This is a genomic window from Pseudomonas sp. Marseille-QA0332, assembly GCF_054950175.1.
Genome location: NZ_CM143106.1, coordinates 1,387,232 through 1,411,226, shown reverse-complemented (window position 1 = coordinate 1,411,226; position 23,995 = coordinate 1,387,232). Strand labels below are relative to the sequence as shown.

The following is a 23,995-nucleotide window of genomic DNA, read 5'->3' as shown; positions in this document are numbered from 1 at the left end:
TGCCCGTGCGTTATGGCTCCTCTGCGCCGTGCTGGTGGTAATCTGGACCACCTGGCATGGCTCCCACCATATGTCTGATTTGAAGCAGCTGGGAGCATGGTAATGGACGTGCGATTGAGCGAACAACGATTGAGGCAGCTTGAAATGGCTGCCATCGGGGGTATCTGCTTCCTACTTCTGGATGCCTTTTTTTATCAGCTGGTGCTTGGCGAGTTACCTTGTGCGTTCTGCAACCTCATCCGCGTATGCCTGATGCTGCTTGGCTCAGGGTTGCTGCTGAATCAGGTGTTTGGCATCAATCCCTGGAACTACGTGCTCAGTGGCTTTGGCGCACTGATCGGCAGTCTGCTGAGTTTGTTGTTCATGTTCGCCAAGGCGTTGCCAGGTTCGACGCCCACCGGCTCGGCGATCCTGGGCCTGCACATGTATACCTGGACCTTCATGGTGTTCACCGCCGCGATAATGTTCTGCCTGATCATGGCCGTGTTGTACGCGCGTCGCGCGCCTGCCGAGAGGGAACCAGCAACGCGATTCCAGCGCTCTGCTGCGCAGAACCTGATCATCGGTTTGTTTGTCCTGCTGGTGGCGGCGAATCTCGTGTCGGCATTTCTGCAAAATGGTTTTGATCACTTCCGGGCAGGTGGGCAGCAACATTATCAGATGCTCTACGATGGCGACGTGATGAAGCCATAGCCGCAATTGAGGCCTGCGCTGTTCCCCCAGGCCCTCATCTGGCCGGTTGATGACCGCGTGCTATCTCAAGAAAGCCTGCAATGTAATCGATGCGCTCATCGGCCTTGCGCACACCCAGGTGGATGCTCTTGTGCAGCCCGTGCGGTCCTATGCGCAGTGTGCGTAGGGGCAGGTTTGCACCTTCCTCACGTATCAACCACTCCGGTAGCACACTGATACCTCTGCCGGCCGCGCTCAATTGCATCATCAGTTCAGTCGTTTCGGCGGTAATGCGGTGATGTGGACGGCAGTTCGCCGGTACCAGGAAGCGGCTGTAGACGTCCAGTCGCTCCAGGCTCACCGGCACCGTGATCAGCGTTTCGCCAGCCAGATCGCTTGGGTCTGCCCAGGCTTTGCTGGCTAACGGGTGATGTTCGTGGAGGATGAGCATGAGCTCATAATCGAATACCGGAGTGAACAGCAACTCGGGTTGGTCGATCGGGTCCGGGGTGATCAGCACATCGATTTCATGGCCCAGCAGTGCTGCGATTCCATCGAAGCGAAATGCCGTGGCTACCTCGAAGTCTACGTCTGGCCAATGGCGCAGATACGGGCCTGTTACTCCCATCAGCCATTTCTGGCAAGGGTGGCACTCCATGCCGGCGCGCAACGCGCCACGGCGCCCGTCAGCAAAGTCTGACAGCACCCGTTGAGCGTGCTCAAGCTGCGGTAGCAGACGCTCGGCAAGGCTCAACAGATAGCTCCCGGCTTGGGTGAAGCGCAGACCACGGCCGTCTTTCATCCAGACTTTGATGCCGCTGCGCTCTTCGAATTTGGCAATGGCGTGAGACAGAGCCGACTGGCTGACATTCAAACGCTCGGCCGCTGCGGTAACGCTGCCGGTACGTGCCACTTCACGCAAGATCGAGAGATGTTGTACGTCGATCATTCATGTATCCGGCTCATGGATTGATGAAGTAATACCATTTCTGTTCATGATCCGATGTTGCTACAAATAGTGCAAGGCGCTTGAGCCCCAACCTTTCTGTACAGGCTGGATTCAAAGAAAAATGACTAACCAAGCACTTGCATCGATGACCCACGAACCACAAGCATGCCTGTTCGATGAAGTCATCGACCGTCGCCACTCCAATTCCATGAAATGGGATTATGGCCATCTGTTCCTCACACCCGAAGAGCGTGCCGCCGATCCCTTGCCCATGTGGGTCGCCGACATGGACTTCCGCTCGCCGCAGGCGGTCATCGATGCGCTGAGCGAAGCCGTTGGCTTCGGTGTGTTCGGTTATGCCGGTGGGGCACGCAAATCCTATGTGGATGCGGTGATCGGGTGGCAAGGCAAACGCTTCGGCTGGGATGTGTCGCGTGACTGGCTCATGCAAGCCTCTGGCATCATCACCATCATGAAAACGGCCATCCAGGCCTTTACTTCGCCAGGCGATTCGGTATTGATCCAGCCGCCAGTCTACGTGCATTTTCACGATGATGCGCGCATCAATGGCCGTCACCTGGCTTTGGCGCCGCTCGATTTCGACGGGGCGCGCTATCAGTTTTGCGAGCGCAAGTTCGAAGCGGCCATACAGCCCAACACACGCCTGTTCATTCTCAGTCATCCGCACAATCCAACTGGCAATGTCTGGTCCGAAGCGGAGCTCCGGGCGATGGGCGAAATCTGTGCCCGGCACAACGTCCTGGTACTGTCTGATGAAATTCATCAGGACTTCATCCTCAATCCCCGCAAGAAACACATTCCATTCGCTTCGCTGGGCGAGCCATTTGCGCAAAACAGCATCACCTGCACGGCGCCCAGCAAGACGTTCAACATGGCAGGTCTGCAGACGGCCAACATTTTCGTCCCCAACAAGCGAGTTCGCGAAGAGCTGCTTCGGCAGTACGATCGCAATCTCTACCGCTACGTCAACGCGCTGGGCATGGTCGCCGCCGAAGCGGCCTATACCCATGGTGAACCATGGCTCGAGCAGATGCTGGCATACGTTCGCGGTAACCATCAGCACTTTGCCGAAGCGATCCACGCGGCGACCTCGCAGATCAAGATCGTGCCGGCCGACTCGCTGTACCTGGCCTGGATGGACTGCCGCGGACTAGGCATGGATGCACAGGAGCTCGATCGCTTCATGCTCACCAAGGCCCGCGTTTGGCTCGACAAAGGCCAGAAGTTTGGCTTGGAGGGCCACGGCTTCATGCGCGCCAATCTGGGCTGCAGCCGGGTAACGGTGAACGAAGCCATCCAGCGTATGATCCGCGCCATTGCGCAACGTTGACTCACTGAACCTGCCTGAAGCCTTACGCTTGAGGCCCTAGGCCTTGTACGAAAAGTGCCTGCGCGATGATCAGGCTACGTTGAAAACAGGCTCGGAATGCTCATTTACAACCAGTGACCTCCGCTTGCTCGCCTGTTTTCGCCTTGCCTGATGGCCGCTCGGCGACTTTTCGTAAAGCCAGCGCTTGAAAAGCGCTTGCGCCATGAACGCAAGCCTTAGCTGTACGTGCCTTGAACTGCCGCCTTAATAAACATCACAACAACAAGGTGAACATGATGAGAAAGTCCGTTCTCGTACCGATGGTATGCCTCGCTGCATCGTTGGTTGCCGGTCCTACCCTTGCAGCCACGCTCAAGGACGTGCAAGCCCGTGGCAAACTCAACTGTGGCGTCTCGACAGGTAACACCGGGCTATCGGCACCCGATGCCAAAGGTGCCTGGCAGGGCCTCGATGTTTCGATGTGTCGTGCAGTCGCTGCCGCCGTGCTGGGCGACGCGAACAAGGTCAATTTCGTCCCCACGACCGGGCAGACCCGGTTTACCGCGCTCGCCTCGGGCGAGGTGGACTTGCTGGTGCGCAACAGTTCCTGGACGTTCACCCGGGATGTCGACCTCAAACTGACCTTTGCTGGTATCAACTACTATGATGGGCAAGGGTTCCTGATCCACAAGAACCTCGGCGCCAAGTCTGTCAAGGACCTTGACGGCGCCTCCATCTGCGTTCAAACCGGCTCGACGCATGAACTCAATCTGGCTGAGTACGCACGCAATCACGGTATCTCGTACGAACCCGTCCCGATCGACTCCACTGCCGAAGGGGAGCAAAAATACCTTGCCGGTGCATGCGATGTCTTCACCAACGATGTCTCCGGGCTGGCAGCGTCGAAGGCCAGTTTCGCGGCGCCGGATGACCACATAGTGCTCAAGGAGCTCATTTCCAAGGAGCCTCTCGGTCCGATGGTCCGGCAGGGCGATGATCAGTGGGCGGACGTGGTGCGTTGGACGCTCAATGCGCTGGTGGCCGCAGAGGAGCTAGGGGTGGACTCGAAAAACGTCACTAGCATGACCACGGGTACGAAGAACCCGGAGATCAACCGCTTGCTGGGCAGTGAAGGCAATTACGGCGAGCAGCTGGGCCTGGACGCGAAATGGGCCAGCCGAGCCATCGCTGCCGGTGGCAACTATGGCGAGATTTTCGACAACTCCCTGGGCAAGAACACGCCCATTGGTCTCGAGCGAGGCCTCAATGCCCAATGGAACCAGGGCGGCTTGCTGTACGCCCAGCCGTTTCGCTGATGCGGCGCGCCCCTCGGCGCGTCGCTCGAACATTGTTGCGAACGGTTGACCAAGGCGCTGTCACTGCCTTGGTTCGCCTCTATCCGGGAGTGTTTCGATGTCCACCCTCACATTGACTGACAAGAGTGCCAGCTCGCCGGGCTTCTCGTTGGGCATGCTGCTGCATGACAAGCGTTATCGCGGATACACCATTCAGATCATCGCGTTGATGTGTCTGATGCTGGCGGCTGCCTGGTTGCTGGACAACACCGTGCGCAACCTGGCTGCCTTGGGCAAGGATTTTTCATTCAGCTTCCTGTGGAGCGCCGCCGGCTACGATATCAATCAGCAACCGATTGCTTACGAGAGCCAGATGAGCCACGGCCGGGCTGCGCTGGTCGGCTTGCTCAATACCATCATTCTGGCAGTCATGGCCTGCATCACCGCAACGGCGATCGGCGTGGTCGCAGGCGTCCTTCGCCTTTCCAACAACTGGATCATCTCTCGCCTGATGGGCGTGTACATCGAGATGTTCCGCAATATCCCGGCGCTCTTGTGCATCCTGATCGTCGGTGCGGTGATGGCCCAGTCAATGCCGGCTCCAAGCAGCTATCGCGGCGTAGCAGAAACGGCGATCGCCGTGACCAACCGAGGCATCTACCTGCCAGAGCCGCTCTTGCGCCACACGCTGGGCACACTGAATCTGGGCATCGTGCAAGTGAGTCTCGATGTCCTGACGGTCATCGCGGTGATGCTGCTCAGCCTCTGGGCCGATCGCTGCCTTCGCCGACAGGCCGACCGCATACAAAGTGTCACGGGCAAACGTCCGATGCTGTGGTGGAAGCGTTCGCTGGCACTGGTGCTGCCCGTCGCAGCCTTGCTGTACGCTCTTGGCTTTCACCTGGGTTATCCACAGTTGCGCGGATTCAATTTCCAAGGTGGCCTGCAGCTCGGTAACGCGTTGATAGCAATGTGGATTGGCTTGAGCGTGTACACCGGTGCATTCATTGCCGAGATCGTTCGCAGCGGCATCCAGTCCATTGCCCGAGGCCAGACCGAAGCGGCTCACGCCTTGGGATTACGCTCGGGTCGCAGCATGCGTCTGGTTGTCCTGCCGCAGGCGCTGCGAGTGATCGTGCCGCCGCTGACGTCGCAGTACCTGGACATAACCAAGCAGACGTCGCTTGGGTTGGCGGTAGGGTATATGGACCTGCGCTCGACCTTGGGCGGAATCACCATCAACCAGACGGGCAGGGAGCTGGAGGGAATCTTCTTGATGATGCTGATTTACCTGGTCATGAGCCTGTTCATCTCGAGCTTGATGAATCTCTACAACAACCGTGTGAAACTGCAGGTGCGTTGACATGAACCAATCTTCCATTGCGTGGTTCCGCGACACCTTGCTACCGCCGGCCGAACCGCCTGCAGGTCAGACCGGGGTCGGCCACTGGTTGCGTAGCCGGTTGTTCGACGGCTGGGTGAGCACTGTCCTGACACTCTTCGCGTTACTGGCGATCGCGGCGCTGGTCAATGCTGTTCTGCCGTGGCTAGCCAATTCGGTATGGCAGGCCGACTCTCTCGGTGAATGCCGTCGCCTGCTCGATGGCGAGCCCGGCGCTTGCTGGGGCGTCATTCGCGAGCGGTGGCCACAACTGTTGTTCGGGTTCTACCCGCAGTCCGACTATTGGCGCCCGTTGACTACCTTCGCGCTGTTGTTCGCGGCCATCGGCCCGTTGCTGTTCAGCTGGTTACCGCGTCGCGTGCTGTGGTTCAGCATGGCCTATCCAGGTCTGGCTTTCTGGCTGATCTGGGGAGGCTCGCTATGGCAGCCAGTGCTCACCTACGTTGGATTTGCGATTGGCGGCTTGACCTTCATCCTGACCCGGCGTCTGGGGATCGGTGTGGCCGTCATCTGCGCGCTCGCCTCGGCCGTCGCCTGGTGGCTCAAGGGCATGGGCTACGTGTCGACCGTTCTGGAACATTTGGCTCCGCTGTCGTTGACGGCGGTCACTTCTCGTGAACTTGGAGGCTTTCTGCTGTCCTTCGTGGTCGGTGTGAGCGGCATCGCCATGTCCCTACCACTGGGCATACTCCTCGCCCTGGGGCGCCGCTCGGCGATGCCGCTGATCCGGCTGATGAGCGTGACCTTCATCGAGTTCGTGCGCGGCGTGCCGTTGATTACCCTGTTGTTCACTGCCTCGCTGCTGCTCAACTACTTTCTGCCGCCAGGCACTTCATTCGACTTGATCCTGCGGGTCATCATCATGGTCACGCTCTTTTCCACGGCTTACATGGCCGAGGTGATCAGGGGAGGGTTGGCAGCGCTGCCGCAAGGACAAACGGAAGCTGCCCAGGCACTAGGCCTGGATTATTGGAAGGCACAACGCCTGGTGATCATGCCGCAAGCTCTGAAGATCTCCATCCCGATGATCGTGAGTACATTCATCGGGCTGTTCAAGGATACCACCTTGGTCGTGTTCATCGGCCTGCTGGATCCTATCGCGCTGTCCACGGCCATTCGCGCCAGCACTCAGTGGCAAGGCGTCTACTGGGAGCTGTTTCTGTTCATTGGCGGCGTGTTCTTCCTGTTCTGCTTCGGCATGTCGCGTTATTCGATTCACCTGGAGCGCAGGCTCAAGACCGATCATCGTTGAGGAGCAAAAACAATGAAAAACGCTGCACTCGATGCCAGCCAGACGTGCACACAGGACGTCGCGATTCAGATCGACGGCCTGAACAAATGGTACGGCAATTATCATGCACTGCGTGATATCAACCTTACCGTCGCCCGAGGAGAGCGTATCGTCATCTGCGGACCCTCCGGCTCCGGCAAGTCAACGATGATCCGCTGCATCAATCGTCTCGAGGAATTCCAGCAAGGTCGCATCGTCGTCGATGGCACGGAACTGACCAGCGACCTGCGCAAGATCGATGAGGTGCGTCGGGAAGTGGGCATGGTTTTCCAGCATTTCAATCTGTTTCCGCATCTGACGATTCTGGAAAATTGCACGTTGGCACCGATCTGGGTTCGCCAGATGCCACGCAAACAGGCCGAGGAACTTGCCATGCACTACCTGACCAAGGTCAGGATTCCGAATCACGCACACAAGTTCCCAGGGCAGCTTTCCGGTGGCCAGCAACAACGCGTGGCGATCGCCCGGGCGCTGTGTATGAATCCTCGGGTGATGCTGTTCGACGAGCCTACCTCGGCCCTGGATCCGGAGATGATCAAGGAAGTACTCGATACCATGATCCAGTTGGCAGAGGAAGGCATGACCATGCTCTGCGTTACACATGAAATGGGCTTTGCCCAGGCGGTCGCCAACAGGGTCATCTTCATGGACCAAGGCCAAATCGTGGAACAGAACGAGCCCAGCGATTTCTTTAGCAATCCCCGGTCCGAGCGTTCCAAGGCTTTTTTGAGTCAGATCCTGCGGCACTGAAGACATCCGCAGCTTTGCGTCATCTTCGAGGAGGTGGGTTCGTCCCTCTCCTCGTTTTTTTCATCCAAAGAGGAGCCGCACGTGAGTGCCTTTCTATTCATCATCAATGACGCCAGCTACGGCTCGGAGCGGGCCTACAATGCATTACGCCTGGCAGGGGCGCTCGCAGCTCGCAAGCAGGCAAAGGTGCGGGTCTATTTGCAGTCGGATGCAGTGAGTTGCGCTCGTGCCGGGCAAATCGTGCCAACCGGTCATTACAACCTTGAGCTGGTGCTGAACAAGATATTGCGCAAGGGCGAGGTGGCTCTGTGTGGTGATGGCATGGACGCCCGAGGCATGCGGGACGTAGAGCTGGTCCCTGGGGCAAGACGGGCTGCGCCGGGAGAACTTGCCGATTGGACGTACGGTGCCGAGAAAGTACTGATCTTCTGAAGGAAATGGTCGTCGCTTTCAGCCCGACGACCACGCGAAGCTCAAGCCAGGGGCTGCGCCGCCGACGTGCGCTGCTTGCGCTGAAGCCAGGCAAGGCCGACCATGGCCAGCACGACGGGCGGCAGGATCAGGCCGGAGACGACAGTCCAGCCGAAAGCATCGAGCAGACCTCCGGAGAGGAACGAGCCGATGACCATGGTGCCAAAGACTACAAAATCGTTGACGGATTGTACCCTCGGCCCGTCTTCGGGAGCATGGCAGGTCAACACCAGGGCCGAGGCGCCGAGGAAACCAAAGTTCCAACCGACGCCCAGCAAGATCAGCGCCAACCAGAAATGAGTGATGCTCATGCCGGCCATACCTGTTGCAGCAGCCAGGATGATCAGGACCAGACCGCACTGAACGATGAAGGGCGCGCCGAAGCGACTGATCAGTCGTCCCGTGAAGAAGCTGGGCGCGTACATCGCGACCACGTGCATCTCGATGCCGGTGTTCGAATGCACTCGGGCGATCCCGCAGATGTCCATCGCCAGTGGAGCGGACGTCATCATGAAATTCATCATCATGTAGCTGACCACCCCGCACAGCATGGCGACGAGGAACCGCGGCTGGCTGACGATGGCCTTGATGCTGCCAGTATGCCGTGGCTCGCTGCGCTTGGGTTGTCGATCAAAGCGCACGCCTACCAGTACCCAGGCAGACAGCAGCGCCACCACAGCGGCTGCTACATATGTCAGGACATAGGGCTGGCTGGTCATGTCCATCGTTGCGTTGGCCAACTGTGGTCCCAGTACTCCGGCGGCAATGCCGCCAGCAAGCACGATCGACAAGGCCTTCGGGCGGTCCTGCGCCTCGACGCACTCGGTCGCCGCGAACCGAAACGTCAGGACCACCGCGGCATAAGCTCCGCCAAAGAGCATGGCGACGCAGAACAGCGTGAACGAACCAACGGCAAGGGCATAGGCGGCTAGGCCGCCCATGACGATGCCACACACATTGCCGATCATGAACGCGACGGTGCGACCCCAGCGGCGCCCTATCTGGCCTATCGGCAACGTTGCCAACGCCATGCCGATGACGAATACGGAGATTGGCAGGGTCGCCAGGGACGGCCTTGGGGCGAGCATGTTGCCGATGATCGCTCCGGTGGCGTAGACCACTACCGAATTGGCCCCTGATAGCGCTTGGGCGAACGTCAGGCGTAGCACGTTCGAATTGATTTTGGGTCTGGACATCACGGGCTTCCATAGCAACGAAGATAGCGCACATCATGCATTTTCCACATGCCGTGCAGACGCCTGCAAAGCAGAAAATGTTTGGCTGTCGCAAGAAAAGCTATCTGGCTTCAACGCCCGGTGCCCTTTGCGGATTCGCCGCCTCTCATGTAGGCCTGCGGGCTGCTGCCCAGTTCCTGGCGAAAGGCGTAAATGAAGGCAGAGGTCGATCCGTAACCCAGTTCCAGTGCCGTGCGCGTCACATCCAGGCCTGCGCCGAGCATTTCTATGGCGCGAAACAGGCGCAAGCGTCTGCGCCAGGTCCGCAGGCTCATGGCTGTTTCGGCAACGAAACGCCTGGCCAACGTGCGCTCGGACATGCCCATGGTTCTGGCCCATGCTTCCATCTCAGTGGCATTGGCAGGATCGGCATACAGCGCTTCGCACAGTCCTATCAAAGGTTGACTGGTAGGCCAGGGCAACTCGGTAGAGATAGGCGAGGCTCGACGCAACTGATCGAGTATCAGCCGAGTGATGCGGCCCCGATAACCTTCTTCCTCGCGTTCATCCTGAATTCTCGTGGCCTCGACGATCAATGCCTTGAGCAAAGGAGAGACGCTGAAGAGCGTGGGCTGGTCGGCGGGAAGGCCCGATGCGAAGCGATGGTTGATCCAGAGGCTGCGAAACTCGGCCCCGAACAGCGAACCTACCATGTGGTCCAGTCCGGTCGGTAACCAGGCGGCCTGCTCTGGTGAAATGACAAAGGCCCCGGCCTTGGTGGTTACGGTAAGCACGCCGGAAATGGCATACACCATCTGGTGCCACTCATGGGCGTGCTCGGGAAAGCTGTGACGCGCAGGAATGGACTGCGCGCGCACCTGCAACGGGTCGGGTGGCGATAGACCGTGGGGCGTGTTGATGATGTCCCAGTTCATGGCTTGGCCTGTAATGTGGAGGAGGGGAGCCGAAAATCGGGAGCCGGGCCGTACCCGAACGGCGGTTGTCAATCCCGGACATGATGCCGCAAGGACAGAGCCGCGGTACACGTTGAGCAAGCGGTCATCAGCCAGTCGCGTATCAGCCAGCAGGTCAAGCGATTGCCGGCGACCCTCGAGTCCATGTTGTACTGCGGCGCCGTGGGCAGGGGGCTGGACAAGGCCAGTTTCGAGCCGATCAAGGATAGGGTCGCAGACAGCAGGGCTACCCGAAGCGTCCCTGCTGAAAGCGTCCAATCCGAGGTGGAGCACCATGTGGTGCTTGGCACCGGTGTCTAGCATGGCAATCGCGGGGAGAAATCTTCGCGAGTAATTTTCAACATGTGAAGAGGGCTGTTCATATGGCGGCGGCTAGTGTCTTTTAATCTATGTCATTTGGCAGATAGTCGAAAGCCCGTCACAGGCGAATGGAGTTTAATGGCGATACGAGGTAGCCCACCCGACCGCGCACAGGGGCAATCAAAGCGGCTACCTCGTACTTCTTCGCTGCATACCCATGAGGAGTTTCAACACGATGGCCTGTCTCGACCGCTATAGCCTGCCTCTCTCGACCTCTTCCGAAGCCGCGGCGGAGCATTACCGGGCGGGGGTAGACCTTCTGCTTTCCCTCTGGACCGGTGTTGCCGAAACGCTGGATCAGGCGATCGCCGCCGACCCAGAATTCGCCCTGGCCTGGGCCGCGCGAGCGCGTTTCCATGCCATCCGTACTGAAGTAGGCGAGGCCAAGGCCAAGATCGCCAAGGCCACCGAGCTGGTACAGATCAAAGGGACCGAACGCGAGCGCAGCCATGTGCAGACACTGTTCCATGTCATCCATGGCGAGCCAGCCAAGGCGCTGGCCAATGCTTTGCAACACTTGGACCGCTGGCCGCTGGATATCGTGATCATGTCCTTGCCATTGGGTGCCTTTGGACTGTTTGCATTTTCTGGCATGGCCGACCACGATCAGGCTCGGGTCGATTTGTGTGAGCGTCATGCCCGCCATTTCCCCGAGGATGATTGGTGGTTCCTGAACTATCGCGGCTGGGCCCACGGCGAGAACGGTGACGTTGCCCTAGGCCGTGCGCTGACGCAACGTTCCCTGGAGCTGCGTCGCAACAACGTCAATGGTGTGCATGCGGTAGCCCATGTGCTCTACGAGGCTGGTGCCAATGACGAAGCAGGCGAAGTCATCAGGGACTGGCTTCCGGGCTACGATCGCAGCGGTACCTTGCACAACCATATCGCCTGGCATGGCGCATTGGTTGCGCTGGAACGCGATGACTTGGAAACCGCTCTGGGGATCTACGCCGACCATGTGGCGCCCTCCGTGGCTACGGGGCTGCCGATCAACGTGATCAGCGACACTTCATCCTTCCTTTGGCGCATGCAGGCTTATGGACACGAGGTTCCCGCAAACCTGTGGGAAGATGCAGCGCGGTACGCGTCCAAGTATTTCCAGCAGCCGGGTTTCCCTTTTGCCGACTTCCACATGGCAATGCTTGCGGCGGCCACGGGCGACCAGCAGTCTCTTGAGCAGCGGGCTGGGGCGCTGTCGGCACTTGTGCGTGACGGCAATCTGCGAGCTGGGCCGGTGGTGCCGGCCCTGTGTCATGCCGTGATGGCGTTCGCCGAAGGCCGCTATGCGCATTGCGCCCGAATCCTCGAGCCTGTGGCGCATGAAGTGGTTCGTATCGGTGGCAGCGGTGCGCAGCGTGAAATCGTGCAGGACACATTGCTCGTCTCGCTCATGCGAGCGGGTGAGTCGGAAAAGGCTCGTGCGCTGCTCGATCAACGTCTGCACCGTCGGCCTTCGCCCCGGGACAGCCGTTGGTTGGCTGCCATGGCGAGCTGAGCCTTCGTATCATCCGTGGCGCAATACCAGCAGGCTGACCCGGCAACAGGTCGGCCGGCTGGCTTGCAGCCTTGCGCAGGGAATTGGCGTCATGAGCACCACTTTCACCGCACGTCCTGTGGGCCTTCGTGCCCAGCTTCTCAAATACTTGAGCCCTGTGGCGGTCATTGCTCTCGCCCAGTTGTTCGGTACCTCGCTCTGGTTCAGTGCCAATGGCGCTGCCGAATCCTTGATGGCGTCATGGCAGGCGACCGCAGCCGACATCGGCTGGTTGACCAATGCCGTTCAGCTCGGTTTCATCACCGGGACTTTGGGCTTGTCGCTGAGCGGAGCTGCAGATCGGTTCCGAGCGAGTTCGTTGTTTGTCTGCTGCGCGATCACAGGCGCGCTTTTCAACCTAGCGTTCGCCTGGTTGGCAGACGGTCTGGTCATCGGCGCGATACTGCGCTTCATTGTCGGCATTACTCTGGCCGGTATCTACCCGATGGGCATGAAGCTGATCGTGGGCTGGGCCCCGGAGCGTACCGGACTGGCCTTGGCGCAGCTGGTGTCGATGCTGACCTTGGGTACCGCGCTGCCACATGCATTGCGACTGGTCGGAACCGATTGGTCGTGGCAGTTGATCATTACCGCGTCCTCCGTGCTGGCCGTGGCAGGCGCGGGATTGATTGCCCTGCTGGGTGAGGGCCCGCACGCGCGCAGCGGCGTTGCTGGCGCGACGCAGGCTGTCAGACGCCTGGGGGCCATTCTGGGAGCCTTCAGGATCAGCCGTTTCCGCGCGGCGACCATGGGCTATTTCGGACACATGTGGGAGTTGTATGCTTTCTGGACCGTGGTTCCGCTGATCATCAGCCGTACCGGGTTGGCACAGGCATACCCAGCCTTCGGTATCGCAGGCCTGTCGTTTGGCGTAATGGCGGTCGGCGCCCTGGGCTCGCTGATGGGCGGTGTGCTTTCCCAGCGAATCGGCAGTGCCCGGGTCGCGCTTGGGGCGCTGAGCATTTCCGGGCTGTGCGGCTTGGTATTCGTGGCGCTCCATGGCCATATGCAACCCTGGGTTCTGCTGTCGCTACTTGGCCTCTGGGGCGCCAGCGTGGTGGCAGACTCGCCGCAGTTTTCTGCCTTGGCTGCCCAGTCATGCCCGCGGGAGGCGGTGGGCAGCGCATTGGCCATTCAGAACAGTATCGGTTTCGCCATCACCGTCATCTCGATCGCCTGCACCACCTGGTTGTTCGAACAGGTAGGCGTCGACGCCCTCTGGCTTCTTGTACCCGGCCCGGTGCTGGGCCTTTTCGGATTCACCTGGTCGGCCCGGCAGTCGGACGCCTGACGGTTCCTTTGCAGCATTACTTGTCGAATAAAAACAAAACTCGAGGTCTTTGCGATGCATGAAGTAGGTGTGTGGGGGTTGTTATCCCCAGCCGTGACGATTTGTCTGGCGATCTTTACTCGGCAAGTTATTCTTTCGCTGATGGTGGGGTGTGTGGCAGGTTTTCTGGTCCTCTCCAACTTTCATATCGGCCAGGGATTGCAGAGTTCCATCCAGGGCGCGATTGATGTCTTCAAGTCCGATGGCGTCGTGCGAACCCTGATCTTCACCGTGATGATCAGTGGCGTGATCCACCTGGCGCGGCTCACCGGCGGCATGCAGGGGTTGGTAATCCTGATTTCCGAGCGCCTCAAGATCGTCAAAGGGCCTGTCAGTACCCAGTTGCTGGCCGGTTTCCTGGCAGTCGTGGTGTTCATAGACAGCTATCTGGCGATGCTGACGTCTGGTGCCGCAACGGCAGAGTTGACACGCAAGCATCGGATCGCTCGAGAGCAAGTGGCCTATGTGATCAAGAACGCTGGCATTAGTGCCTGGTCCTCCATGATGTTCAATGGTTGGGGTGCGATGATGCTGGGAATCATCGCGGTGCAGGTCGAGAACGGGAGCATTCAGGGCAATCCGTTCAACATTCTCGCGCATTCGATCGCTTACAACCTGTTCGCCTGGGTCAGCCTTGCGCTGGTGCTGATCAGTATCTGTACCCCCTTTGCATTCCCTGCGATGCGCCGGGCCAAAGCTCGTGCGGCCGAAGCCATCGAGCTTCGCCCGGGTGCTACTCCATTGGCGGCGCTGGGTGAGCAAAGGGTCATCGGCGCTGCAAGTGTGTCGAACCTGCTGGTTCCGCTGTTGGCACTGTTCATGTTCGTGCCTGTCGGCTTGTTCATCACCGGTAACGGCGAGCTCGGAAACGGATCGGCCTCGACGGCGATTCTCTGGGCGGTCATATTCGGCCAGGTTGTCGGTTGTATCCATTATGTATGGATCAAGCGAGTCATGAGCATCGGCGCCTATATCAACCATCTGGTCGAGGGTTACCAGGCGATGGTGCCTTTGGTTGTCGTGCTGACGCTGGCGTTTCTCATTGGCGACCTTTCCAGCCAGCTGAAGATCGGACAGTTCCTGTCCGAGCATTTCAGCTTGCTCATGCCCGTCGGCCTGGTTGCCGGGTTTGTGTTCCTGGTGGCGGCATTGATCTCGCTGTCGACGGGCACCTCCTGGGGCACCTTCTCCATCATGATTCCAATCGGTATCCAGCTCGCCGTCTCGTCAGGGGCCGACCCTTATCTGGTCGTCGGAGCAGCGATCTCCGGTGCCATTTTTGGTGATACGACCTCGCCCATCAGCGACACCGGGATCGTCACGGCCACCGCGACCGGTAATGACCTGATGGACCATATCAAGACACAACTGCCGTATTGTCTGACCGCAGCCGCGATTGCGCTCACCGGCTTCGTGGTGCTTGGCATGCTCCAGACGTCTTGATGCGACGCAGCGCAAGCAGCTATTTCGGCTAATGATGACCTCAGGCAGGCGTAATATCCGGTTCGTTATACTTGGCGGGCCGGGCCAAGTTGAGCCGCGGCAGCTCGAGCTTCGAAGAATGTGCTCGCCAAGCCGTTGGCCTGGTGTTCGGCCCTTTGACCCTGATGTGCAAAAGATGGAAGAAATGTCATGGCAACTCCTGCCTACCTGAACGCGCTACGCGCATTCGAAGCCTCAGCCAGACATGGCAGTTTCTCAGCGGCAGCCAGCGAGTTGAACGTGACCGCAGCCGCCGTGGGCCAGCAGGTCAGAAACCTGGAGGCATGGCTAGGTACGTCCTTGTTCGTGCGGGCAAGCCGCGGCACCGGGCAACTGGAACTGACCGCCAACGCCCAGCATGCATTACCCGACATTCGTGCGGGATTCGAGCGTCTTGCGCTTGGGGTCGCCCGCCTGCGCGAAGCGAGCGTGCACAAGGGGCTCACCGTCACGGTCAGTCCCGCATTCGCAGCGAAATGGCTCCTGCCTCGGCTGGAAAGGTTCAGGATCGCCCATCCAACACTGGACGTGCAGCTGGACACGGATGCACGTTCGCTCGATTTTGCCATGGAGCGCGTTGATATCGGCGTCCGTTACGGTAGCGGCCAGTGGTCTGGCCTGGTTTCGGAAAAGCTTCTCTGCGAAACGCTGTTTCCGGTTTGCGCTCCAGATTACCCACTGCTACACAATGGCCGCCTCAGTTCTGCCGCGCTGGTAGAATGCACGTTGATCCATGACCTGTCGATGGCCAGTGACGCGGCGTTTCCTGGTTGGCGCAGTTGGCTCGACCGTGCTGGCTATCATGGCGTCAGTGCCGAGCATGGTTTACGAATCAACAATTCTGCCGCCGTGCTGCAAGCGGCGGTAGAGCGCCAAGGGTTGGCCCTGGCACGCAGCGTGATGGTGCAGGATGATCTCAATGCGGGGCGCCTGATCCGTCCGCTACTGGAGGGGGCCATAGAGCTGCCATTGCAACAGGCCTACTACATTGTCTACCGTCCGGATCACGACAACTTGACCCATGTACGCGTGTTCCGCGAATGGTTGGTGAAAGAGGCGAGCGGAGCGGGTTGCGCTGTCTAGTTACTGTTTCGCGCTGATTAGCTCGGTGCGCGGTGGAAGAGCGGAAAAAAAAATTGGCCGATAATCTACATGATTTGACTACATCTATAGAGATGTCTGGAACAGCCGACTTTAGAATGGTGCCGCGTTCAGCGGTTTGACAGGTTCGCCGCTCCAATCTTAGTTACATTCCTGGAGGATCCAGTGACTCTTCAACATATCATCGCCCAGCATGCTCCTGCCGCCATCGGCACCTATTCCCATGCCGTTCGAGCCGGGGATACGCTTTTTCTCTCTGGCCAGGTCCCGCTGGATCCTGCCACGATGAAAATCGTAGCGGGTACCGAGGCGCAAATCGTCCAGGCCTTCGAGAACCTCAAGACGATCGTGGAAGCGGCTGGGGGAAAGCTTGAAAATACCATCAAGGTGAATATCTTCCTGACCGATCTTTCCTGCTTTGGCCTGGTCAATGAGGTGATGGGACGCTACTTCACTGCGCCTTACCCCGCCAGGGCCGCCATCGGCGTCGCGGCACTGCCGTTGGGAAGCGAAGTGGAAATCGAGGCGATCGTGCAGATGGGCTAAACGGCGCGAGCCGCCACGAGCCTGGATGAGCCGGACCGGCATCGATGATGGCGGTCGCGGATCCTGACTATAGATTCCAGCGCAACCAAAAACCGAGATACCATGTTGCAAGCGGCCACCGTGGCGACAGCCTCGACCGTCTGCGTCTCTCCCCGCGTCATCTTCAACTTGTCTATCACTTGCCGCTCCACGCGAACCTGGCGTGTGGATTGATCGGTGAGTGTGAGCACAAGCGTTCCTTTTCGTCGAGCAGCTCCGATGCTTCAACAGCACGCTGTCGATTCCGATTGGCTCGCCATCCGGGCTTCGCACTTTGATCGCCGGAAGCAGGGCACCTAGTGCGGCGCGCCATCCTGCCACGTGCGGACGCTGGTTCGTTCATCCTGGCTCCTCATGCTGTCATCAAATCCAGCATGGGATGTCCCAGCTGGGTCACCTCATCATACCTACACCTTCTTCACAGGTGCGAAGCATCGCCTGCCTGGTAAATGCCCTGGCAGCCTGCACTTGGGCGCCCACGCGTGGGAAGACGAAGGTTTTCTTTCTCGGCTGCTCAGTTTATATCGTTTGTCGCTAACCCTGTTCGCCAATACCATCGGTAAACCGAGCAACTTGATCCAGTCTAAACGCCTTATCTAGCCTTAGGGGAAACGCAAATGGCTTACTTGCAGATCAGCTTCCGGACTCCTGCAGTCGACAGTGACGTTGCGGTTTAAGACGGTCGTCGATTCAAGGGCCCGTTCCCGCATAACATCGCTGGGGCCGAATCCAAGGTGCTGCTGGTACGCTACCAAGATGTACAGGTATCGTACGGTTTCGATACTAGGCTTTGTACGAAAAGTGCCTGCGCGACGATCAGGCAATGTTGAAACAGGCTCGGAATGCTCATTTACAACCCATAAACTCCGCTTGCTCGCCTGCTTTCGCCTTGCCTGATCGCTGCTCGGCGACTTTTCGTACAAAGCCTAACGAGCACGCCACCGTCTACCTGCAAAGCGAGCTCTCCACTGTCGATGTGCTGGCTCGTCTGCAGCCTTCGCTCAGCGCCGCTCCCGACGCACGTTTCTATCAATCGGTCTATTCAGAGTCCCGCGGCGTCCGACGCCACGGATCTAGTCATCGGATGCCGCCTTATGCTTGTCAATGCAGACTTCTCCCGCCTAGTGATCGTCACGCCCGAAGATTACCGGTGGGTCACTTCACCACAGAGCGGCGTAGAGCGCGTGATGCTCGACCGGATCGGGGACGAAAAGGCCCGTGCGACGAGTATCGTGCGCTATGCACCGCATTCGACCTTCCCGTCGCATTTTCACCCTGGCGGCGAGGAAATCCTTGTGTTACATGGCACCTTCTCCGAAGGCCAAACGCACTCTCCGTGCGGATACTATTTGCGCAACCCACCGGGCTCCAGCCATCAACCTTGCAGCGAAGAAGGGGCGATCATCTTCGTCAAGCTTTGGCAGATGAAACCCTATGACAAGGCCTCGGTGCGTATCGATACCCATGACCCGAGCAATTGGGTACGCAAAGGCATGCGCGAAATCTGTCCGTTGTTCCGGAGCGAACATGAGCAGGTGTGTATGCTGCGATTGCAGCCAGGAGAGAAGCTCGATAGCGGTCCAGGCTGTGGCGAACTGCTGGTCGTTGCCGGGCACTTGCAAACTGTCAAAGGATCACTCGCGCCTGGCGCTTGGATGCGCTGGCCTGACCGCGCCGGTCCACTCATGCATGCCGGTGATCAAGGCGTGACCGTTTATTTGAAGACTGGGCACCTGTCCGGTGTTGTCGGGCCTATGTGAGCCATGAAAAAACCAAAAATCGCTATTGTAGGTGCCGGGCTCAGTGGTTTGTACGCAGCATACAAGCTACAGAAGATGGGGGGTACCGACTATGTGCTATTGGAGTCCCGAGACGTGCCCGGCGGGCGCATTCTCACCCTGTCCGCCAGGCAAATGGGAGCGCCGGGTTCGGCAGCGTCTGGCGTGGTGGATTACTTCGATCTCGGCCCCTCATGGTTCTGGCCTGATTTCCAGCCTGAACTCAGCGAGCTGATCGAGGAGCTTGGCTTGCAGCGCTATCCTCAGCACGAAGCAGGCGACATGCTGATAGAGCGCGAACGTGGAAGGCCCGTCGTGCGAACGAGCGGGTACATCAGTTCTTCAACTGCCATGCGCATTCATGGCGGAATGGGCGCACTCATAGCGGCACTGCAAGACCAGCTCGACTCGGCTCGTATCCATACCGGACAGACTGTTCGATACATACGCCAAACGGAGCAGGGGCTAGAAGTCGAAAGTCATGATGCCAGCTATCAGGCCACGATCTGGAATGTCGATCATGTTCTGTTGGCCATTCCTCCGCGCCTGGTTCAAGCCACGATCGCTTTTTCACCAGCCTTGCCATTGGCGCTTTCGCAGAGCTGGAAACAGACCGCGACTTGGATGGCGCCGCATGCCAAGTACGTAGCGATCTACGCAACGCCGTTTTGGCGAAAGCAGGGCTTGTCAGGCGAAGCTCGTAGCGGCCTGGGTCCGTTAGTGGAAATACATGATGCTTCCACGGCCCATGGCCAAGCTGCGCTGTTCGGCTTCGTCGGGGTACCGGCTCCAGTTCGTAACACGCTTGGGCAGAGCGAAATCCGAGCCTTGTGCCGCGCACAGCTGTCGCGCCTGTTCGGCAGCAAGGCGGGTTCGCCCACAGCTGATTTTCTCAAGGACTGGGCCGCTGATCCGCACACAGCGATAGAGGCTGACCGGGCCAGCACCGGGCAGCACGCCAGCGCACCTCCATCGCAAGCCGCGCTGGGGCCTTGGAAGGGCTGCTTGACCGGAGTGGCCAGCGAGTGGTCGATGCGGTTCCCGGGCTATCTGGCCGGTGCCATCGATGCCGTCGACCGTGCTCTCCTAGCCTGGATTGCCGCCATCCCGAGACAATAGTACAGGTCGAGGCGTAGCCTAGGCTCTGTACAAAATCCCGAGAAACCCAATCGCCGCCTCTCGAACGCTGAGGTTTGTAGGGGCCCACGCCATCGACGGAAAGGAATTCTGTGATGGCAAAGCGTTACGAACTCTGACTCAACCGCAGTACGCGCAACCCGAGCCTCATCTGGCGCTCGGAAAAAAGGGGCTGACGAGCCTGCCGATCACGCTCTAGGCCGCAGCCGTGACGGCCTGACAACCAAACTCCACATGCTGTGCGAGGCCAACGGGACACCGTTGCGCTTTCTTCTCTCTGGCGGTCAAGCCAGTGACATCAGCTATGCCCAGCCATTGCTGGAGGAGGACAGCATCCCGTCGAGCCAACGTGGGCGCCCGCGAAAACGCTGCAAATGGTTGCTTGCCGACAAGGGATACGACGCCGAGGAATGCAGCTCGTCATCCCGCTGCGCTCGATGAAGCACAAGCCCAAGCCAGGTTTGCCCAGACTGGTTGATCGGCCCAAGTACCGACAACGCAACATCATTGAGCGCATGTTTGGCTAGCTGAAAGAGAACCGCTGCATCGTGACACGCTTCGACAAGCTGACGAAAAGCTATGCAGCCATGGGGAGGCGTCACGCAAAGCGATGACAGCTTCGTAAGCGCTCCATAAAACCCACGGCTTCAAAGTGGATGGCGCGCTCAGCTAGGCAATGCCGGCGAGCGGTTCCAAGGCAACAGGGCTTCGTAATCTTCGACCGATGAAGCCACTGGCAGGCGCTCAAGTGCGTGGCGCAGCCACGCATAGGGCTCTTGGCCGTTGACTTTGGCAGTCTCGACCAAGCTGTAAAGTTGAGCGCTGGCCGTCGCGCCTTTGGGCGTATCACTGAACAACCAGTTCTTCCTTCCGATCACGAAGGGACGGATCGCGCGCTCTGCGGCGTTGTTGTCGATCGGCAAATAGCCTTCCTCGACATACCGCTCAAGCTTGCTCCAGTTGCTTGCCAAGTAGTTTGTAGTGGTCAACTAATCCCGGACACAGTTTTGAGTTTTTCCTCAGCTTTGGCCGGAGCCAGCCCATCGTTGAACTGATGGGGTCTTATCCAGTTGTAATGATCCATCAGGTACTGGCTAATGTCTCGCTGAGCTTGCTGTCCGGTCAGGTAGCCCGTGACCGGTATCCACTCTGTTTTCAAGCTGCGAAACACCCGCTCCATCGGCGCATTATCCCAGCAGTTGCCTCGACGGCTCATGCTCTGGCGCATGCGGTAGCGCCACAATCGCTGGCGGAACTGACGGCTACCCTATTGCGATCCCTGATCGGAGTGAAACAGCAGCCCTTGGGGCTTTCCGCGTTGTTCGTACGCCACGTCCAGCGCACTGATGACCAAATCTGCATCCGGTCTTTCTGACAAAGCCCAGCCCACCACGCGCCGCGCATAGAGATCGAGGACAACCGCCAGATAGTGCCATTTACCCTGCGCCCAAATGTAAGTGATGTCGCCACACCAGACCTGATTTGGCGCGTCGACATCAAACGCTCGGTTCAACACATTCGGAATGTCCGGCCGCTCCACCGTTGCTTCTTGTAAGCGTGTGACCCTGGCTGCTTGCTGACCAGCGACAGCTCACGCATCAGGCTGCGCACCTTGAATCGTCCGATTTTCTCGCCTTCATCTTGCAGCATTAACTTGATGCTGCGGTTGCCGGGTGCACCTCGACCTTGTGTGAACAACTCATTCACTCGACTGCGCAACTTCAGGCGCTCAACGTCAGGCGTCCGCCTTTTGTGGCGATGCGCGTAATAAGTTGAGCGAGTGATTTCAAACACTTCGCACAGGAAATCAACGGGTTCATGGGCGCTAAGCTGACGGATCAGCGTATGCGCTCGAGATCTTCCGACATCAAGAGCGCCGTAGCCTTTTTTAGTATCGATTTCTCGCGCTCCAGGCGCGTGATCCGAGCTTCCAACTCTTGGATTTTTTGCTGCTCTGGCGTCAACGCTTGGCTGGTCGGCGTGATGCCGCCACGCTCCTGCTGAAGCTGGTTGACCCAACGGCGCAGGGCCGACTCGACCAAACCGAGCGAGCGGGCTGCTTCAGCATGGCTGTAGCCTTGGTCGAGCACCAAGCAGGCAGCTTCGCGCTTGAACTCAGGGGTAAAGGTACGACGTTGCTTGGTCATCAGACACCTCTCTGTGGCGAGCACTCTCGCCTAAATGGGTATCCGGTTTCATTAGACCACTACATTCTTCTGCTGGCCGCCTTTTACTTTCAGATCGCACGCCACGAGTTGCCCTGTGCCTGATGCCTTGTGCAGCCTGATTCGGGTAGCATTTCTGATATTGGGGAATTGGTTTCGTACCCCCAGATGTACCCCTTTTTTACAGCAGCTAAGAGTGGATTACAGTGGACGCACCGGGGGCGGCGCTGGCGCAGAACGTGCAATCCCTCACCCATTTGCGCAACTTATGCTTTGGGCTCGTCCCAGTCGCTACGCGTCGCAGCCGTCAGCGCATCCCAGTCATCAGGAGGGTTACCGCGGCCCAGCATCTTTTCGAATACGGCGTAGGGATCGGATTTGCTGCCTGCGGACCGTAGGGTATTTTCGTCGTTGACCCATGCATAGACGATGACCTTGGACCTTGAGTCGTAGCGAAAGAACAGCCGAAAGCGCCTGCCGATTTTTGCGCGGCGCCAATGTCTGTAGGCGGTGCCCAGCGTGTTGCCTTGGCGGAACTCATCACGGCCTGGGTCGGCAGGCACAGCCTCCATGATCAGATGGCTCAATGCCCGAAACAGCTTGACGTTGGCGTTGCTCTCAAAACCTTGCGGATCGTTCTGCTCGGCTCGGGCGGCGGCTTCTTGCAATTTGCGTAGCTGTAAAGTCATACCTTCATGGAACAACAGTGTCCAGCCATGTCGCAGCATCAGATCGCGACCTCACCATCGATATCTTCGTCCAGGTTTACGGAGTGTTTTGCGTTGGCGAGCATGGTTTGGGCCAAGTCTTCCGGCAGAGTGGTGAGGTTGCGGCCGCCTCGGATATCAGCCTCCAGCAACCCCAGGAACGCACCGATGGCAGGGTCTTCGTGGGTGGTTTCTACGCGGCTGACCACGATTTCACCCCCGCGTACGTCGAATGCAATCTTGCCACCTTTGTCAATGCCCAGTAGCTGGCGAACGGATTTGGGCAGTGTGACCTGCCCCTTCGAGGTCAACGTGGCGATTTCGTGGATGGCAGGCATGAGTGTTCTCCCGGATATGCTGAGCGAATAGTAAGGAATAATCCTTACTCGGTCAATTTCGGTTCTACGCTAATCAATCCTCGGCTTTGTACGAAAAGTCGCCGAGCGGCGATCAGGCAAGGTGAAGACAGGCGAGGAAGCGGAGTTTCTGGCTGTGAATGATGGACGCCCACGGTCTATGAAAAGACAGAAGTGATCAGTTGAACAGTCTGCTTTACGACGCCTAGAGACTCTCAGGGTCCCCGAAGAACATCTGTATCCGCGATCGTAACCACCGCTCCCCCGGATCATTGTCCTGTGCCCCGCGCCAGGCCATGTGCAGCTCGAAGCTCGGTACCTCGATCGGTGGGTCCTCGGCGCGCAGGCCGCCGGCGGCGGTCAGTGGCTCGGCGGTGTAGTCGGGTACCGTGGCCAGGATGTCGGTCCCGGCCAGCAGGCTGCCAAGCCCGTTGAACTGCGGCACCGCCAGCACCACATGGCGCTGACGTCCTATGCGCTCGAGGGCTTCGTCGATGATGCCGGACAGGTCACCGGCGAAGGACACCAGGGCGTGCGGCCGGGCACAGAAGTCGTCCAGGCTGATCGGCCCCGGCACGCTGTCGGCCCGCAGCAGCTTGGGCAGGCTGCGGCGCAGGATCTTGCGCTTGGCATTGGCCGGCAGTTCGCTGGTGTAGCTAACGCCGACCGAAATCTCGCCAGAGGCCAGCAAGGCCGGCATCAGCAAGTAGTTGACCCGGCGTATCACCAGCACGATCCCGGGAGCCTCGGCACGGATGCGCTTGAGCAGCAGCGGCAGCAGGGCGAACTCGGCGTCGTCCGACAGGCCGATGCGAAACACCGCCTTGCTGGTGGCCGGGTCGAACTCGGCCGCCCGGCTGACCGCCGTGGAGATCGAATCCAGCGCCGGTGACAGCAGGGCGAAGATCTCATGGGCGCGCGCCGATGGCTCCATGCTTCGGCCGGTGCGCACGAACAGCGGGTCGTCGAACAGGCTGCGCAGGCGTGCCAGCGAGGCACTGATCGCCGGCTGGCCGAGAAACAGCTTCTCGGCCGCCCGGGTCACGCTGCGCTCGTGCATCAGGGTCTCGAACACGATCAGCAGGTTGAGGTCTACACGACGCAGGTCGTTCCGGTTCATCAGTCGCTTGGCCTGTTTGCCTGGTGAGGAG

Annotated in this window: 20 protein-coding genes and 3 pseudogenes; 15 read left to right on the top strand and 8 right to left on the bottom strand. The window is 59.0% G+C overall.

Going from position 1 to position 23,995, the window contains the following annotated elements:
• Positions 1–102 precede the first annotated feature (102 nt).
• Positions 103–693 (top strand): disulfide bond formation protein B, encoded by a 591-nt coding sequence (locus ACY8GK_RS06625; RefSeq protein WP_462402654.1) that lies wholly within the window; start codon positions 103–105, stop codon positions 691–693.
• A 34-nt stretch (positions 694–727) separates the two neighbouring features.
• Here the strand turns inward: ACY8GK_RS06625 and ACY8GK_RS06620 are convergent, their stop codons facing one another.
• Positions 728–1,621, bottom strand: a complete 894-nt coding sequence (locus ACY8GK_RS06620; RefSeq protein ID WP_462402653.1) for a LysR family transcriptional regulator — start codon at positions 1,619–1,621, stop codon at positions 728–730.
• Positions 1,622–1,742: 121 nt separating this feature from the next.
• Between ACY8GK_RS06620 and ACY8GK_RS06615 the strand changes: the two genes are divergently transcribed.
• The 6 genes from ACY8GK_RS06615 (at position 1,743) to ACY8GK_RS06590 (ending at position 8,121) form a co-directional block, all read left to right on the top strand.
• Positions 1,743–2,972 carry a MalY/PatB family protein gene (locus ACY8GK_RS06615; RefSeq protein WP_462402652.1) on the top strand — a complete coding sequence of 410 codons (1,230 nt, stop codon included), beginning with the start codon at positions 1,743–1,745 and terminating at the stop codon, positions 2,970–2,972.
• Between the two features lie 272 nt (positions 2,973–3,244).
• On the top strand, positions 3,245–4,267 hold the full coding sequence (locus ACY8GK_RS06610) for an amino acid ABC transporter substrate-binding protein (RefSeq protein ID WP_462402651.1): 1,023 nt from the start codon (positions 3,245–3,247) through the stop codon (positions 4,265–4,267).
• 97 nt (positions 4,268–4,364) lie between these two features.
• Positions 4,365–5,609 carry an amino acid ABC transporter permease gene (locus ACY8GK_RS06605; protein WP_462402650.1) on the top strand — a complete coding sequence of 415 codons (1,245 nt, stop codon included), beginning with the start codon at positions 4,365–4,367 and terminating at the stop codon, positions 5,607–5,609.
• Between the two features lies 1 nt (position 5,610).
• Complete coding sequence (locus ACY8GK_RS06600) at positions 5,611–6,900, top strand: amino acid ABC transporter permease (RefSeq protein WP_462402649.1); 1,290 nt, start codon at positions 5,611–5,613, stop codon at positions 6,898–6,900.
• 12 nt (positions 6,901–6,912) lie between these two features.
• A complete protein-coding gene (locus ACY8GK_RS06595; RefSeq protein WP_462402648.1) occupies positions 6,913–7,689 on the top strand; it encodes an amino acid ABC transporter ATP-binding protein in 777 nt (258 codons plus the stop codon).
• A gap of 81 nt (positions 7,690–7,770) precedes the next feature.
• Entirely contained in the window at positions 7,771–8,121 is a 351-nt protein-coding gene (locus ACY8GK_RS06590) for a DsrE/DsrF/TusD sulfur relay family protein (RefSeq protein ID WP_462402647.1), read from the top strand.
• A 41-nt stretch (positions 8,122–8,162) separates the two neighbouring features.
• On the opposite strand, the gene ACY8GK_RS06585 is transcribed toward ACY8GK_RS06590, so the two are convergent.
• Together ACY8GK_RS06585 and ACY8GK_RS06580 are read right to left on the bottom strand one after the other, a co-directional pair.
• Positions 8,163–9,356, bottom strand: a complete 1,194-nt coding sequence (locus ACY8GK_RS06585; RefSeq protein ID WP_462402989.1) for an MFS transporter — start codon at positions 9,354–9,356, stop codon at positions 8,163–8,165.
• Between the two features lie 110 nt (positions 9,357–9,466).
• Positions 9,467–10,270 (bottom strand): AraC family transcriptional regulator, encoded by an 804-nt coding sequence (locus tag ACY8GK_RS06580; RefSeq protein ID WP_462402646.1) that lies wholly within the window; start codon positions 10,268–10,270, stop codon positions 9,467–9,469.
• A gap of 574 nt (positions 10,271–10,844) precedes the next feature.
• Between ACY8GK_RS06580 and ACY8GK_RS06575 the strand changes: the two genes are divergently transcribed.
• The 8 genes and pseudogenes from ACY8GK_RS06575 to ACY8GK_RS06540 all read left to right on the top strand — a co-directional run.
• On the top strand, positions 10,845–12,164 hold the full coding sequence (locus ACY8GK_RS06575) for a tetratricopeptide repeat protein (protein WP_462402645.1): 1,320 nt from the start codon (positions 10,845–10,847) through the stop codon (positions 12,162–12,164).
• Positions 12,165–12,255: 91 nt separating this feature from the next.
• Positions 12,256–13,494: an MFS transporter gene (locus tag ACY8GK_RS06570; RefSeq protein WP_462402644.1), complete on the top strand. Its 1,239-nt coding sequence runs from the start codon at positions 12,256–12,258 to the stop codon at positions 13,492–13,494.
• A 54-nt stretch (positions 13,495–13,548) separates the two neighbouring features.
• Complete coding sequence (locus ACY8GK_RS06565) at positions 13,549–14,976, top strand: Na+/H+ antiporter NhaC family protein (protein WP_462402643.1); 1,428 nt, start codon at positions 13,549–13,551, stop codon at positions 14,974–14,976.
• A gap of 189 nt (positions 14,977–15,165) precedes the next feature.
• A complete protein-coding gene (locus ACY8GK_RS06560) occupies positions 15,166–16,098 on the top strand; it encodes a LysR substrate-binding domain-containing protein (RefSeq protein ID WP_462402642.1) in 933 nt (310 codons plus the stop codon).
• A 183-nt stretch (positions 16,099–16,281) separates the two neighbouring features.
• Positions 16,282–16,662 carry a RidA family protein gene (locus ACY8GK_RS06555; protein WP_462402641.1) on the top strand — a complete coding sequence of 127 codons (381 nt, stop codon included), beginning with the start codon at positions 16,282–16,284 and terminating at the stop codon, positions 16,660–16,662.
• 1,133 nt (positions 16,663–17,795) lie between these two features.
• Complete coding sequence (locus tag ACY8GK_RS06550; protein WP_462402640.1) at positions 17,796–18,461, top strand: cupin domain-containing protein; 666 nt, start codon at positions 17,796–17,798, stop codon at positions 18,459–18,461.
• A gap of 3 nt (positions 18,462–18,464) precedes the next feature.
• Positions 18,465–19,598 carry a flavin monoamine oxidase family protein gene (locus ACY8GK_RS06545; protein ID WP_462402639.1) on the top strand — a complete coding sequence of 378 codons (1,134 nt, stop codon included), beginning with the start codon at positions 18,465–18,467 and terminating at the stop codon, positions 19,596–19,598.
• Positions 19,599–19,733: 135 nt separating this feature from the next.
• Positions 19,734–20,230 (top strand): annotated as a pseudogene (locus ACY8GK_RS06540) (IS5 family transposase); the annotation flags it as partial.
• Between the two features lie 51 nt (positions 20,231–20,281).
• Here ACY8GK_RS06540 and ACY8GK_RS06535 read toward each other — a convergent pair.
• The 5 genes and pseudogenes from ACY8GK_RS06535 to ACY8GK_RS06515 all read right to left on the bottom strand — a co-directional run.
• Positions 20,282–20,590: pseudogene (locus ACY8GK_RS06535) on the bottom strand (IS66 family transposase); the annotation flags it as partial.
• An 11-nt stretch (positions 20,591–20,601) separates the two neighbouring features.
• Positions 20,602–21,763 (bottom strand): annotated as a pseudogene (locus tag ACY8GK_RS06530) (IS3 family transposase).
• A gap of 284 nt (positions 21,764–22,047) precedes the next feature.
• Positions 22,048–22,509, bottom strand: a complete 462-nt coding sequence (locus tag ACY8GK_RS06525; RefSeq protein ID WP_196178741.1) for a type II toxin-antitoxin system YhaV family toxin — start codon at positions 22,507–22,509, stop codon at positions 22,048–22,050.
• Complete coding sequence (locus tag ACY8GK_RS06520; RefSeq protein ID WP_196178739.1) at positions 22,509–22,826, bottom strand: type II toxin-antitoxin system PrlF family antitoxin; 318 nt, start codon at positions 22,824–22,826, stop codon at positions 22,509–22,511. The genes ACY8GK_RS06525 and ACY8GK_RS06520 overlap by 1 nt, the downstream gene beginning before the upstream one ends.
• Before the next feature lie 223 nt (positions 22,827–23,049).
• Complete coding sequence (locus ACY8GK_RS06515; protein ID WP_462402638.1) at positions 23,050–23,964, bottom strand: LysR family transcriptional regulator; 915 nt, start codon at positions 23,962–23,964, stop codon at positions 23,050–23,052.
• Between the last annotated feature and the right edge of the window lie 31 nt (positions 23,965–23,995).

What these genes read in the sequence shown, in the direction of transcription:
- ACY8GK_RS06625 (WP_462402654.1), top strand. Translation starts at nt 103, where the DNA reads ATGGACGTGCGATTGAGCGAACAACGATTGAGGCAGCTTGAAATGGCT.
- ACY8GK_RS06620 (WP_462402653.1), bottom strand. Translation starts at nt 1,621, where the DNA reads ATGATCGACGTACAACATCTCTCGATCTTGCGTGAAGTGGCACGTACC.
- ACY8GK_RS06615 (WP_462402652.1), top strand. Translation starts at nt 1,743, where the DNA reads ATGACTAACCAAGCACTTGCATCGATGACCCACGAACCACAAGCATGC.
- ACY8GK_RS06610 (WP_462402651.1), top strand. Translation starts at nt 3,245, where the DNA reads ATGATGAGAAAGTCCGTTCTCGTACCGATGGTATGCCTCGCTGCATCG.
- ACY8GK_RS06605 (WP_462402650.1), top strand. Translation starts at nt 4,365, where the DNA reads ATGTCCACCCTCACATTGACTGACAAGAGTGCCAGCTCGCCGGGCTTC.
- ACY8GK_RS06600 (WP_462402649.1), top strand. Translation starts at nt 5,611, where the DNA reads ATGAACCAATCTTCCATTGCGTGGTTCCGCGACACCTTGCTACCGCCG.
- ACY8GK_RS06595 (WP_462402648.1), top strand. Translation starts at nt 6,913, where the DNA reads ATGAAAAACGCTGCACTCGATGCCAGCCAGACGTGCACACAGGACGTC.
- ACY8GK_RS06585 (WP_462402989.1), bottom strand. Translation starts at nt 9,356, where the DNA reads ATGTCCAGACCCAAAATCAATTCGAACGTGCTACGCCTGACGTTCGCC.
- ACY8GK_RS06580 (WP_462402646.1), bottom strand. Translation starts at nt 10,270, where the DNA reads ATGAACTGGGACATCATCAACACGCCCCACGGTCTATCGCCACCCGAC.
- ACY8GK_RS06575 (WP_462402645.1), top strand. Translation starts at nt 10,845, where the DNA reads ATGGCCTGTCTCGACCGCTATAGCCTGCCTCTCTCGACCTCTTCCGAA.
- ACY8GK_RS06570 (WP_462402644.1), top strand. Translation starts at nt 12,256, where the DNA reads ATGAGCACCACTTTCACCGCACGTCCTGTGGGCCTTCGTGCCCAGCTT.
- ACY8GK_RS06565 (WP_462402643.1), top strand. Translation starts at nt 13,549, where the DNA reads ATGCATGAAGTAGGTGTGTGGGGGTTGTTATCCCCAGCCGTGACGATT.
- ACY8GK_RS06560 (WP_462402642.1), top strand. Translation starts at nt 15,166, where the DNA reads ATGGCAACTCCTGCCTACCTGAACGCGCTACGCGCATTCGAAGCCTCA.
- ACY8GK_RS06550 (WP_462402640.1), top strand. Translation starts at nt 17,796, where the DNA reads ATGCTTGTCAATGCAGACTTCTCCCGCCTAGTGATCGTCACGCCCGAA.
- ACY8GK_RS06545 (WP_462402639.1), top strand. Translation starts at nt 18,465, where the DNA reads ATGAAAAAACCAAAAATCGCTATTGTAGGTGCCGGGCTCAGTGGTTTG.
- ACY8GK_RS06525 (WP_196178741.1), bottom strand. Translation starts at nt 22,509, where the DNA reads ATGCTGCGACATGGCTGGACACTGTTGTTCCATGAAGGTATGACTTTA.
- ACY8GK_RS06520 (WP_196178739.1), bottom strand. Translation starts at nt 22,826, where the DNA reads ATGCCTGCCATCCACGAAATCGCCACGTTGACCTCGAAGGGGCAGGTC.
- ACY8GK_RS06515 (WP_462402638.1), bottom strand. Translation starts at nt 23,964, where the DNA reads ATGAACCGGAACGACCTGCGTCGTGTAGACCTCAACCTGCTGATCGTG.